This window comes from Aeromonas sp. R10-1, from assembly GCF_040908465.1.
In the GTDB taxonomy this organism is placed as follows: Bacteria; Pseudomonadota; Gammaproteobacteria; order Enterobacterales; family Aeromonadaceae; genus Aeromonas; species Aeromonas caviae.
Window position 1 is genome coordinate 118,014 of sequence record NZ_JBFODT010000038.1, and the last position, 13,082, is coordinate 131,095.

Consider the following 13,082-nt stretch of genomic DNA (forward strand, 5'->3'; position numbering starts at 1 on the left):
CTTATTCCTGCACGCAGATGGTCACGAACGGATCACTCGGCGGCTGGCCGAGAAAGGTACTCCACCCCAGGCGGGCACTCTGCTCCTCCCCCAGTCTCAACCCCCTCGCCTGCTCCTGGCCGAATCCCAGACGTAGATCCCAGGCAAGCTGATCGCGCAGGATGAAGGAGACGAAGGTCACCAGGGCATGGAAGTGCTCCCCGTTCGGCAGAAAGCCGAGAAACTGGCCAAAGCTCAGGTTGTTGATCTTCAACAAGAACTTGCCGGCACAGTCATTCACCTTGTCACCGATGACAAAATCGCTCCCCAAGGTGGCGCAGGCGCCGCCGAGGCGATTTTGCTGATCCTGATGAATAGGCACCTTGCGCCATTGCCAGGCGCTCACCTGCACGTCGGCCAGATCGAAGCAGTGGGCCACCAGACCGGCCACCACCTCGGGGGAGCGGCTGGGGCTGGCCAGCATGCCCGCGTAGGAGAGCATCTTGGCCCGGTTGACCGGCAGGCTCTGGCAGACCGCCTCATTGCCAAGCCCCACCAGGGCGAACATCAGGCGGGAGAAACCATCCTCGCCGTTGTCCTGAAACCGCACGTGGTAGCGATACTTGCGCCAGATCCGGTGCAGCAGGGTCAGCAGACGGTGGTGGAAGAAGTCCAGAAACAGGCCGAGCTTCTGCTCCCCCTGGGCGTACTCCCACGCCAGCGAATCGAGGTAATAGCCGGGCATCGGCGACTGGCTGCCGTGCAGGCCGAGGAAGGCCACTTCCAGCTCGTGACGCCCCTGCCCGTCCCGACCAATCTGCAGCACGTCGCTGGTGGGGAACCCCAAGGAGGCGGTCGCCTTGAAGCGGATGTTCTCGTCACCGGGGAGGTAGTCGAGCCCCCGCTCCTGATCGGCGCCATCGAGCCGGTTGAGCAGCTCAACCAGCTGGAAGAAATTGAAGCGGGGCGCCTCCCGGGCGGCGCTCACATCAGGGAGTGCTGACCGATCTGGACTGGCCATTGGTAGCGCTCCTTGTTGTCGAGATTGACCACCTCAAGCAGGTGGAAGGCGTTGACGCTGGCATAGAGCGAGAAGAAGTGGGCCAGCACGGTACTGAACAGATAGAGCTCCCCTTCGCTGCCAAAGGCGGACTGGCGGATGGAGAGCACCGACTTGAGCCCCCGCACCGGCATGCCGCGCACCAGCCTGTCCACCGGCTTGGTCTCGATCTCCTCGATCCCCGCCAGCCGCTTGCGCGAGGCCTGCTCCGCCTGCTTGTCGTGCAGCGCCGGAAAATCGTAGGTGCGCAGCACCTGCACCAGGGCATCGCGGCGCAGCAGGGAGACATAGTTGAGCGACAGGTTGGATATCAGCGTCCAGTGCAGACTGCCGTCCAGTGCCGGGCGCAGCGGCCGGGTCGGCCGGATCAGGTTGCGGAAGGTGGCAAACGACGGTGAACTGCCGGTCGGTACGCAGACGCTGCCCACCTTGAGACGGGCGGCGCGAGAACGGTTGGTGCAGGTGAGCGTCACCGAGATGGATTCATCCAGTTCGACCGTGGTGGTTTCATCCCCACGCACGAACGAGAGGCTATGTTCGAAACCATCCCCGCTCACCGCCTCCTTGACCCGCACCCGGTAGTAGAGCGCCAGCCGCTGCTTGGCCCGCTCGATCTGGTGCTGAAAGCTCTCGAATGGCTGATAGATGCGCGGCGTGCCGCGGGAGCGGCCGAGGTTCCCCTCGACCCAGCCCTCCACCTGATCCACCGAGAAGATCTCGAAGCTGTCGGCATGGCGATAACTTGCCTTGAGGGGGTACTCCGCCTGACGGCCATTGAGATTGACCGGCTCGCTGTCGTGCTGGAACAGGTTGATGGCCGGCACGCAGTTGAGCATGAAGGAGTCGGGACGGATCTTGAGCTCCGCCGGCAGCGGCCGGTCGAAGCAGAAGTGCACCTTGAATTCGCTCACCGGCAACGGCTGCTTGGGCCAGTCGCCACCGGAGAGTTCGAAGAAGAGGAAGCTTTCCGGGAAGCAGAAGTACTCCTGCAGGATCCGGTAGCCGGAATAGACGTTGTTCGGATAGGGCAAGAGCGCGTCATCACGCTCGAAGCCGACCGATTTGAGAGCCTTGGCCTCCTGACGAAAGCGCTTTCCATCGATCTCCAGCTCGATATGGGAAAGCTGGTTGGAGAGCCAGAAGTAGAGCTCATAGGCGGTGTAGCTGTCGCCACCGAGGAAGAAGCGCAGCTTGTCCAACTGCAACTCGCTCAGCGGCAGAGGGGCATGCAGGGCGATATCCAGCGAGATGGTGGAGAGATCGTTGCCGCTCTGGGCGGCGATATGACGGATATCGGCCGGATAGACCCAGGTATCGTGACAGGTCTGGAAATGACAGGTCACCTCGTCCAGGGGCAGACTGTCGAGCTGACAACCTTGCCTGACCAGCGCCGGCTGGGCGATGGCCCCCGGAATGACCGAAAACTGCATGATGGTCATGCTGGGCACGGGACGCAGGTAGTTGGGCCAGAGCATGTTGAGCAGACCGTGGGTCAGCTCGGGAAACTCATCCTCAATCTTGGCGCGCAGGTTGCCCGTGAGGAAGGCGAATCCCTCCAGCAGGCGCTCCACATCCGGATCGGTATTCTGCTCCGACAGAAAGCGGGTGAGCTCGGGATAGGCGTCGGCAAATTCGCGCCCTTGCAGGCGCAAAAATGCCAGTTCATCCCTGAAGTAATGTTCCAGCGACATTGATCAGACCATGCGGTAGTGACGGTGACTGTCCATGTGGACGTTGAACGAGGTAACTTGCTCGAGCTGCTCCAGCCGCACGTGGGCCGTCACCTGAAACGTCATCTCAAGCGGACTCGCCTGATAGTCAGGTGAACGGACTTCCACATGCACGATCCGCGGCTCATAGCGGCGGATGCATTGCCGGATCGCCTCCCGGATCCGCCCCTTGATGTCGGCACTGCCCTGGGTGGCGTCATTGAGATCGATGACACCAAGCTCGGGGGCACTGCGACAGTTGCCGGGACGGGTGTTGAGGATCTGGTCGAGCTGTCGTTTGACGGAGTCCACCAGTTCATCCACTTCCGAACGGGGGGAGGAGCCAAGCCCCTCCCCCCGAATGCGATCAAACAGGCTGGCCGCATTTCCTCTATCCCAAGATGAGAGATGCGGCATCGGGCTTTATTCCTTGTCCAGACGACCTACCAGAGAGAGCTCGAAGCTCGCTCCCATGTACTTGAAGTGCGGGCGCACGGCCATGGCAACCTGATACCAGCCCGGCTCCCCTTCCACGTCCAGCACCTTGATCTGGGCGGCGCGCAAGGGACGACGGCTGCGCACGTCTGCAGGGGGGTTCTCCTGGTCGGCCACGAACTGACGGATCCAGTTGTTGAGTTCCCGTTCCAGATCCTGGCGTTCCTTCCAGGAACCGATCTGCTCGCGCTGCAGCACTTTGATGTAGTGGGCCAGGCGGTTGATGATGAACATGTAGGGCAGCTGGGTACCCAGCTTGTAGTTGGTTTCCGCTTCCTTGCCTTCCTTGGTGTTCGGGAACACCTTGGGCTTTTGCACCGAGTTGGCGGAAAAGAAGGCTGCGTTGTCGCTGTCCTTGCGCATGGTCAGGGTGATGAAGCCCTCTTCCGACAGCTCGTATTCACGGCGATCCGTGATGAGCACTTCGGTCGGGATCTTCGCCTGCAACTGACCCATGGCCTCATAGACGTGCACCGGCAGGTCGTGGATGGCGCCACCACTCTGCGGACCGATGATGTTCGGGCACCAGCGGTACTTGGCGAAACTGTCGGTCAGGGAGGTGCCCATCAGATAGGCGGTGTTGCCCCACAGGTAGTGATCATGGTTCGAGCTGATCTCTTCCTGATAGTTGAAGCCCTTGATGGGATTCTCCGTCGGATCATAGGGCAGACGCGCCAGGAAGCGCGGTGCAGTCAGACCCAGATAGCGGGCATCCTCCGACTCGCGCAGGGAGCGCCACTTGGTGTAGGCCGGGCCTTCGAATACCGATTTCAGGTCCTTGATGGAGGGCAGATCGGTGAAGCTGTCGACCCCGAAGAAGGCGGGGGCGACGGAAGAGATGAAGGGGGCATGGGCCATGGCGCCCACTGCACTGACATACTGCATCAGCTTGATGTCAGGGGAGCTGTGGGTGAAGGCGTAGTCACCAATCACGGCACCGACCGGCTGTCCGCCAAACTGGCCATAACCGCTGGAATAGACGTGCTTGTAGAGGCCGGACTGGGTGATTTCAGGAGAAAATTCAAAATCTTCCAGCAGCTCTTCCTTGGTGGCGTGCAGCACCTGGATCTTGATGTTCTCGCGAAAATCGGTGCGATCCACCAGGAGCTTCAGGGAGCGCCAGGAGGACTCCAGCTCTTGCAGCGCCTTGGCGTGCAGGATGACGTCCATCTGCTTGCCGAGCTTCTTGTCGAGCTCGACGATCATGCTGTCCACCAGCGCCTTGTTCACCGGCTCTGTGGTGGTGCCGCTGTCCAGAATGTTGGCAATCAGGGCTGCAACGCCCTGCTTGGCGACGCTGTAGCCCTCATCCACCGGGGTGATGCGAGCCTGCGCCATGATTTCGTCCAGCAGGGACGAGGAGGCTGCACTCGCCCCCGCTTGAACCTGTTCTTCGACCAGAGACATAATTTTTCCTTATAAGTCAGTCAATTAATCTGCTGATCACTCGGCAGGCTTAATCAAATCCAGCTCCTTGAGCAATTGCTCGCGAGCGTCGTCACTAGACAGCAGATCCTGCAGACGGTTGCGGAAGGCGGGGATATTGCCAAGCGGCCCCTTCAGGGCAACCAGCGCCTCACGCAGCTCCAGCAGCTTGCGTAGCTCGGGCACTTGCTGGGCAACGCTGTCAGGGGTGAAGTCTTCCAGGGACTGGATTTTGATCGACACGGGCAACTCGTCCTGGCTGTTCTCCTCCAGGCGGTTGGGAACCGAAAAATTCAGCTCCAGTGCAGATTCTTTCATGACGGAAGAAAAATTATTCTTGTCGATAGAGACGGTCTGACGCTCCTCGATGGGGGTCTCTTCAGAGCGCCCTTTCATATTTCCGACCACCATCATGGTCAACGGAAGCTCTATTTCCGCCTGTTGACCACCGGTTGCCGGCACATATTTGATATTGATACGTTCTTTGGGCGCAACAGTGGCGCCATCAATCCCTTTTCCCATGCTCTAGATACCAAGTTGAGGATCCATGAAGACCCAAAAGCTTATAGCCAATGCTTTTGTCGGCAACTGTAAAAAATGACAGTTGACGTGTTCAGGACGAAAATGAACAAAAAAACATCAGTCACCCACGCCTTTTCGATATATTCCAGGAGAGAGCCAGGATATCAAAAAGGCAGCATTCAGCTTGTTATTCAATACAATCCGATTACGTCTCTACTCTTCGTTAGAGATCATGGTTGACTAAAGAGTCACTTGTGGCCAATGGTATGTTTTTGATAATGACAACGTCAACGAGAAATATATTTATAAATGTACAAAAAATAAAATAAACACAAAAAAATCAATTAAATCAAATGGATACAAGTAATCATAAAAAGTATCAGCTTGAGGTGTAAAGTGTAGGTAAGTTGCATATCATGAAGAGTCAAATAGGAAAAATCTGATTTTAAACCATCATGACTGCTCATGATAAATCATAAATAAAGCTCTTTTTACGAACACAAAATGAGATTTTTCTGACAATGCAAGGTTTTATTTTTGTCAAAAAAACCGCCAGGATACATTATCAAGGCGGTATTGGATGGCGATAATGAGCGGGAAATGGCTTTACCCACTCACTGTTATTTTTATCACTATATCTCATTCATGTTATGGGAATGGCATCATATGCCCTCTGACGCCTGCCCCATTTCACCGTGTTTATCCAGCCTGATGAACCAGTGCTGCGCCAGTTTTTGACCGGCACTTTTTTCTTGTGCCGTCATGCCTTTTTCAAGTTCACGGCTGGCGGCAGTTGCATCAATATTGCCATCCGTTGCGGCCAATAAATACCATGCATAAGCATGCAATCTATTGCGGGGGGCTCCCCATCCCTGCTCACGCATGATGCCCATGCGATATTGTGCTTGCCGATGATTGGCGTTTGCCGCAGCCCGATACTGTTTCATGGCTTCGGTGTAATCAGCCTCACCACCCAGCCCCAGTCGCAGCATCTCGCCGTAGGCATATCGAGCCTCGACATTGCCCTGCGAGGCGGCCAGAGAGAGGCTCTTGCGCGCAGCTTTCAACTCCCCCCGTTCCTGTTGCAGGGTCGCCAGTTCAAGCAGAGCCTGGCTCACCCCCCCCGCAGCAGCCAGATTCAGCCAGTGCTCACGTGCGGTGATATCGCTTTGCCGCAGGCTCAATTGATATTCGGCGTCATGGGAACCATTACCTGCCGCCAGCTCCAGCCAATAACGGCCAAGCGCCAGATCTTGGGCAACCAGATCCCCCCTCAGATAGGCCTGCCCCAACCACAGCTGGGCAGGAGCAGCTCCTGCATTGGCGGCGCGCTGATAGAGGCTGAATGCCTCTTCAGAGGGCGCCTTGCTCGCCAGTACCAGCAAAGCGTCCGGCTGTTGCTGGGCTGCGGCTTTCTCATACCAGCGCAGGGCAAGATCGGCGCGCTTTATCACCCCTTTCCCTTGCTCATAGCGAGCGCCAAGCTGGAATTGGGCATCCCGATTCCCTTGTTCGGCGGCTTTCTCCAGCCACTTGACGGCCTCTTCATCGGCCCCCGCCTGACCTGCATACCACTGCCCCAGAACCAGTTGGGCATTTCCATGATCCCGCTTGGCGGCCTGCTCGAACCAGTCGAGGCACTCACTGGTAAGCTTGCCCTTGTGCCGTTGCCGGCAGTCCTGACCCAGTTGATAGTTGGCCTCTGCATTGCCCAATTTGGCGGAGCGCTGCCACCACTGCCTGGCCAGTACAGGATTTTTAGGTTCTCCCAACCCCGCCTGATACCAACTTCCCACCTGTAGCGCAGCCTTGCCCCTAATATCGGCATCTGCAGCCAGCAGACCGACTTGATCGGTGGCCTGCTTCATCCAGCGCATCGCCTCGGGATAATCCGGCTTGGCCGCCAAACGATTGGCCAGCTCATATTGCGCCTTGCCTTGGCCCTGCTGAGCGGCTTGAAAGAGGTCAGATTCAGTCTGTGGTGTCGTAGTGGAACAAGCGGCGAGCCAATGGCTCGCCAGTACCAAACATAATGTGCGGTATATCATCGTTTGTATCTGCAGATAATGAAGATGGAAGGGTGGCTGTGTACATAATGCTTGCTTACAACCAGATAGACTTTCTATTGCTTATCAACTTTTAAATAGACCTTATTCTGAACATTCCCATGGCGCCCAATAATCTTATTGCTCGTTCACATGATCCAGCTTGACCATAGCCAAACCCAGCTTGCGCCCCTCGTTTAACAGTTTATCGAGAACATCCGTTCGACAAATAAATCCTGTATATTGATCTGCATCTATATCCCAAAGCACGACTTCATATCCTCGCGCTTGCAGCCATAAGTCATAAAGCACCAACATGTGCCAAACCGATGTATCCTCACCCGGTTCGGAGCAAATAAAATGTTCCTTGATACCGTGAATATCCGCCAATGCGTTGCCCTGCAACTCAACTTCCTCGACGTCTCGCCAGTCAATATTGAGACACACCCAATGCTCATTAGAGTTGAATTCAACAAGTGCTGACACAATGCCACCCTGTAGATCATCAGTATGGGTATTCATCAGCGCGTTCAATCTGCCGGCTCTGATCTCCTCAGGCAGAGGGGATAGTAAAATTGATAGAAGCCATTTCTTTCTTCGTCTTTCGGCATAGACCATGGGAATCAACAGGGGCGACAAGATGATGACTGTGAGGAGCAGGAATAGTTTTTTTATCGCCTTCACTTTTCTTTCTCGATTTTTTCATACAGGACCAAGCAATACCACGGCAGCATCAAATACCCCTCAGTTCGTGATATATCGATCATGCAGGCTATGCATGATCGATACACTGCGGACTACTCCTGTACCCAGAACAACATGTCATCCTTGTTGACATGGGTTTGGGAAGGTAAGCGCTGCCCTTTGCGAAGCTGCCACTGCTCATCGGTCAGATTGCAGCGCCAGTTGCCATCCTGCTCCACCACGGAACCCGGCATGGCAATAGGATGTTGAGCTACTCGCAGTGCCTGCCATTTCTCTGCAATACCATTGGCTCTGGCATAATCAACCAGGTCCTTGGGGTAATAACGCATGTCTCGATAGCTGCTGTCATCCAGCTCATAGAGCAGGGTGACCAGCGCCGCTTCAAAAGCCCAATAGCCAAAGTAGATGGCATGCTTTGCCTTGTGCCTGTCGTGCCAATAGCACTCTTTACACCCCTTGTACCATCCTTTGAGATATTGTTTGATGCTCGCCTGACGCTCAACCTTGGTGGGATTCACACCATCTCCCTTGATGGCATCGAATAGCGGGCGATACACCTCGGGAATATAGGATTCTGGGCCTCGAGGGAAGCCAGGATAACCCAAGCGGGCCAACAGTACGCTCCACAGCGGGTCGTCGTCCCCTTCCGGATTCTTACTGATATAACGCACCAACTCGGGCAACATCTCATCCTGGCCATAGAGGATGCTTAATGAGAACATCCAGAGCAGATATTGATAGGCATCTTGCTCCCAGTAATAAAACTGTTCATCTGGAAACTCTTTTTTATGGCGCAGCAGTTCTTTTGTTACTATCGAGAGGCATGCATTGATCTCTTCGTGGGATACGCCACCAGAATAAAGGAGAATTGCATGTTCCAAGTTGTCCATGAACATGCTTTCACTGGCCATGGAGCGGGTAGGACGTCGATGTGGATCACTCCAGCGTTCATGTAAGGGATCGTTTATTTTAGCCCACCAACTTTGGTCAAAATATGATGACTCTTTATAATCCTCTATCTGCTCTAAAAAAAACGGCTCAGATAATAGTGGATCTCGACGCTGCTCAATAAACGAACTCATTCACTGCTCCTACTTGATCGAAATCGTACCTACGGCATTGGCTGACTTATCCAGCTTGGTTATCTGTATCACTTTACCAGATTCATCGACAATCATTAGCCAAGCCTCATAACCTTCATTTTTAAGATCTTTTAATATTTTCTTGTCCGTGATCTCATCGGGCAATCGCTTGTCTATCCACTGGCCGCTCATCTGCTTGCCCGACCCCTTGGTCATCGGCAACAACTGGGTGCTCTTGGTGCCATCCCCGTCGATATACTCCCCCCCTGCCGTCCGAAACTTGGTCTCGGTCACCACGTAGGGAGGTGGAGGATTGGTATTCTTGTAGATACCATCGATGCCCCGCCCTCTGGGCTTGTCATTCAGGCTACGTACCCGGCGATGTTCTGGCAACAGGTTCTCGAACTTGTGATTCGCCATCCAGTTGTCGCTGATGATCTCGCCATAAATCCCTTTCTTGGAGCGGCTCAGGATCTTGAGATCTACTTTGACCACATCGTCCGGCAGCGGGTGGATAACGGTACCACCGGGCACGGCCTTGTAACCAGGGGCATGCTTGACCGCCTCTTTCTCCAATCCAGCGGCAATTTCATCGAGGGATTTGAGCACGGGCCCCATGGCGACAGGCAACATCTGACCCGCCTGTGACTGCATCTGCAACACCAGACGCTGGGATTGCTCAAGCCAGATCCTGACTGAAGCAGGAGCCAATCCCTTTATCTTGCCGATCAAGCTGGTCAACGACTTGACGGCATCGTTCAGATAACCCAGCAGCACACTGACCGCAATCTGTCCTCTCAACCCACGGATCTGGCCGGCAAATCCTTTCAGCACCTTGTCGAGGCGCGAGATACCCAGCACTTTCTTGACCTTGGGATCACTGAGAAACGTCAGCACGGGCGCCATTGCGGGTCTGATCGCCTTGCTGGCATCCCCACCCGCCTTGCGGACAAACAGGAAGATGATCTTCAACACCCCCTTGAGGGCTGAACCCAGCGACGGGATCAGCCCTATCAGGGTAAAGCTGAGGAAAACCCACTTCTCCGGCTGCTTGGGATCACGGGAAATATCCCGGGCATTGGCAATCAGATCGCGACAATCCAGTACCTGATCGACGACCGGAATAAGACCCAGCACCGCATTGGCGGCGATTTGTCCTGCACTTTGATTGGGGTTGAAATCCCCCTGCAGGGCCTCCCAAATCCACTGCAGGCTGGAAGCAACCCCCTTTTTTACCGCCTCTGCACTTTGTTTGACATAGGCCGCGCCACCAGACACCGCCTTATCCAGGTGGTCATAGAGCTGCTCAAACAGATCGTTACCGAACATATCAGCCCTCGTCGCTCAGAGTGTCGAGATGGCCGGTGAGGGCCGAGATGGATTCACGGGGCAGATCGGCAAAAGTGTCCTGCAGGTCATAGGTCACTGAGGCGGTGCCAGCAGGCACATCCTCGAGCAGCGCCATACCCTCACCATCCAGCGTGCCTTCCCGCACCGAACCATCACTCAGCACGGCCTTGTAGGGGGTGCCCGCCAGCGGCATCAGCTCGGAGTCGAGGTGATAAAACTTCATCCAGCGTGTGTGAGGGCTGTCCAGCATGCCCTCCATGCTCTTGGGTACCTTGCCAGCCCAACCGGATCCAGAACCGGCATTGCCACCCGAGTTCATCTTGATGGTGGGGCCGACCAGAGTGACGCCGCCGCCATCAACCTTGATAAAGCAGCCACCTACCTTGACGGTAATTTCAGAGCCGGCTTCCAGCACCACCTTGGCACCGGCTTTTACATGCACTTCCTGCCCCGCCTGGGTGAGCCAGCGCTGACCAAGTTTTTGATGCATGGAGGCATCCACGGTCAGCGAGTAGTCAGCCTTGATATGGTCCCGCTTCTCTCCTTCAACGGTCAGATGATCGTTGCCAAGACTGGGCGGGATCCCCTCCTCACCCGGCACCTTCCTGACACGGGTCACCCGCTCATTGTCGATATCCGTGTGCTGGTCGTGCTTGATGTGCCAGGCGGCATCATTTTCGAAAAGCACGTTCAGGTCTTTCTGACCGTGGATGTAAATCTCTTCTTGCCCCGCCTGGTCTTCAAAGCGCAGCTCGTTGAAGCCCTCACCCTGGTGGGTTTCGGTGCGCAGCACGGTGCGGGTCTTGTTGGCCGGCAGCTCGTAGGGCGGCCGATTGGTGGCGTGGTAGGTGCGACCGGTCACAATGGGCTGGTCGGGATCCCCTTCCAGGAACGAGACAATGACCTCGTGGCCGATGCGCGGGATGGCCATCATGCCGTACTGACCACCGGCCCAGCCTTGGGAGACCCGCACCCAGCAGGAGCTCTGGTCGTTGGAGCTGCCATAGCGGTCCCACGGGAATTGCAGTTTCACCCGGCCGTGCTCGTCGCAGTAAATCTCCTCCCCTTCGGGGCCCACCACCATGGCGATTTGCGGGCCATCCACCATGGGCTTGTGGGGTGCCTCGGGGCTGCCGATACGTGCCCGCCAGGTGGTGCTCGCTTTTACTACCCCGAATTCGTTGTGATAGACGGTCGGGCCGCTGCCCCCCTCCTCTTCCAGTGCCTGCGGCTGCAAGCCGGTGTGCTGGATGCGCACGACTTGCCAGTCGGTGTTGAGGCTGCCGTTGGGGTGTTCGGTGAGTGAAAACGTCTGGCCCGGCAGCAAGGCCGCGCTGTTGGACTTGCCATTGCCCGCCACCGCGTCATTGCGCAGGGCATCCAGCCGCTGCTGGGCAAAGGCCTTGCCGCTCGGGTCCTCTTTGTAGCGACCCGGATAGTCGAAGTGCTGGTAGGTATCGCGCTGGTGTTCGAGCTCAGCGCCCTGCTTTTTGTGGGACAGACCATAAGCCGGGGTCTTGAAGCTGTAGTCCTTGAGCTCAACGTCCGAGGGGCGCACAGCCTCCCGGTAGTGGAACTGGCGCACATAGGGCCCCTGCTCGAGCGAGCGGTTGCCGAGGTTGAAGAAGAGCTCGGGGCCGGCAGTCAGGGCGGCGGCGTCATCGGCAAACACGATGCGGTGCTTGCCCGCTTCAAACTCGTGGAAGTAGAACATCCCCTCTTCGGCGGCGAGGCGATTTACGAAATCGAGGTCGGTCTCGCGATACTGGATGCAGTACTCCCGCTTGGCATGCTCGTTTTTCAGGGCAAAGGCGTAGTCGGTGATGCCGTGCTCTTGCAAGAGGATGGAGAGGATTTCATCGGGCTTTTGCGCCTGAAAGATGCGGGAGTTCTGGCGCAAAGAGAGTCGCCACAGGGCCGGCTGTACCAGCAGCTGATAGCGGGTGCGGCGAAAGCCGCTGTCACCCTGCGCGAAGTCACTGACCACCCCGCACACCCGGCGCTGCAGCTCGCCGTTGTACCACACCAGCAGCTCGCACGGCTGGTCCAGCACGGCGCCAAAGTCGATGTCGGGCTGGGTACTTGCCAGCTCAAGCCGCAGGTTGAACAGCCGGTTCAGCGCCTCATCCAGCGCAAACTCGGCCACCACGAAGGTGCTTTCGGGCAGGGCCCCCACCTTGACGGTAAATTGTAATCCTGTGCTGTCTGCCATCGCTGCGCGCCCCTGAAATATCGTGCGGCCCCATCAGGTGGGGCACATCAAGCCATGTGAGAGCTTCGCCATCGCCTGGATTTTTCTTTCACCATGGCTGCCGCACGCCCTTGACGGCGTGCGGCAAGACGTAAACTCGGATTTTTTCTTGTACCCGCTCACACCAGGCAAACGGACAGAAGAAAAAATGCGTGAGTTGAAAAATCGGAAATACGGTCTCCGGGTAGGTTGTCCTTGCTGAGACGATAAAAGGGCACCGCAAGCAGTGCCCTTTGGCTCAGAATTACGCTTCGATCGGCGCGCGCCAGTCATCAGCACCAGAGGTGCCGGCAACGGTGTGCTCCCAGTCGATCTTGCGGTAGGCCATGGAGACCTGGATCAGCTGGGTGAAGTCGGACTTCGTCGGATCCTGGCAGTGGGGCATCTGGCAGTCGATGTCAACGATGGTGGCATCGGTCAGCACAGTGCTGAAGAAGTGCTCCTGCTTGCCCTCGACGG

Annotated in this window: 11 protein-coding genes; all 11 read right to left on the minus strand. The window is 56.6% G+C overall.

Annotated features, from left to right (window positions below; genetic code table 11):
* Position 1 precedes the first annotated feature (1 nt).
* Positions 2-1,000 carry a type VI secretion system baseplate subunit TssG gene (tssG, locus tag AB5Y93_RS19450; protein WP_029301185.1) on the minus strand — a complete coding sequence of 333 codons (999 nt, stop codon included), beginning with the start codon at positions 998-1,000 and terminating at the stop codon, positions 2-4.
* Positions 964-2,730 carry a type VI secretion system baseplate subunit TssF gene (gene tssF / locus AB5Y93_RS19455; protein ID WP_368230196.1) on the minus strand — a complete coding sequence of 589 codons (1,767 nt, stop codon included), beginning with the start codon at positions 2,728-2,730 and terminating at the stop codon, positions 964-966. Before tssF ends, tssG begins: the two co-directional genes overlap by 37 nt.
* A 3-nt stretch (positions 2,731-2,733) precedes the next feature.
* A complete protein-coding gene (gene tssE, locus AB5Y93_RS19460; protein WP_042015698.1) occupies positions 2,734-3,165 on the minus strand; it encodes a type VI secretion system baseplate subunit TssE in 432 nt (143 codons plus the stop codon).
* A gap of 6 nt (positions 3,166-3,171) precedes the next feature.
* The gene (gene tssC, locus AB5Y93_RS19465) at positions 3,172-4,650 is read right to left on the minus strand and encodes a type VI secretion system contractile sheath large subunit (protein ID WP_151028506.1); all 1,479 of its coding nucleotides are present in this window, start codon (positions 4,648-4,650) and stop codon (positions 3,172-3,174) included.
* Between the two features lie 36 nt (positions 4,651-4,686).
* Positions 4,687-5,190, minus strand: a complete 504-nt coding sequence (gene tssB, locus AB5Y93_RS19470) for a type VI secretion system contractile sheath small subunit (protein WP_041215379.1) — start codon at positions 5,188-5,190, stop codon at positions 4,687-4,689.
* Between the two features lie 662 nt (positions 5,191-5,852).
* Positions 5,853-7,238, minus strand: a complete 1,386-nt coding sequence (locus AB5Y93_RS19475) for a tetratricopeptide repeat protein (protein WP_368230198.1) — start codon at positions 7,236-7,238, stop codon at positions 5,853-5,855.
* A 135-nt stretch (positions 7,239-7,373) separates the two neighbouring features.
* A complete protein-coding gene (locus AB5Y93_RS19480; protein WP_368230200.1) occupies positions 7,374-7,757 on the minus strand; it encodes a hypothetical protein in 384 nt (127 codons plus the stop codon).
* Between the two features lie 275 nt (positions 7,758-8,032).
* Positions 8,033-9,022, minus strand: coding sequence for a type VI secretion system immunity protein (locus AB5Y93_RS19485; protein WP_076362875.1), 990 nt, complete (start codon positions 9,020-9,022; stop codon positions 8,033-8,035).
* Positions 9,023-9,031: 9 nt separating this feature from the next.
* Positions 9,032-10,351, minus strand: a complete 1,320-nt coding sequence (locus AB5Y93_RS19490; RefSeq protein ID WP_368230202.1) for a type VI secretion system polymorphic nuclease effector — start codon at positions 10,349-10,351, stop codon at positions 9,032-9,034.
* A gap of 1 nt (position 10,352) precedes the next feature.
* On the minus strand, positions 10,353-12,584 hold the full coding sequence (gene vgrG / locus AB5Y93_RS19495) for a type VI secretion system effector VgrG (RefSeq protein ID WP_368230204.1): 2,232 nt from the start codon (positions 12,582-12,584) through the stop codon (positions 10,353-10,355).
* Between the two features lie 283 nt (positions 12,585-12,867).
* A partial coding sequence (tssD, locus tag AB5Y93_RS19500) for a type VI secretion system tube protein TssD (RefSeq protein ID WP_368230206.1) occupies positions 12,868-13,082 on the minus strand: 215 nt, incomplete at its 5' end.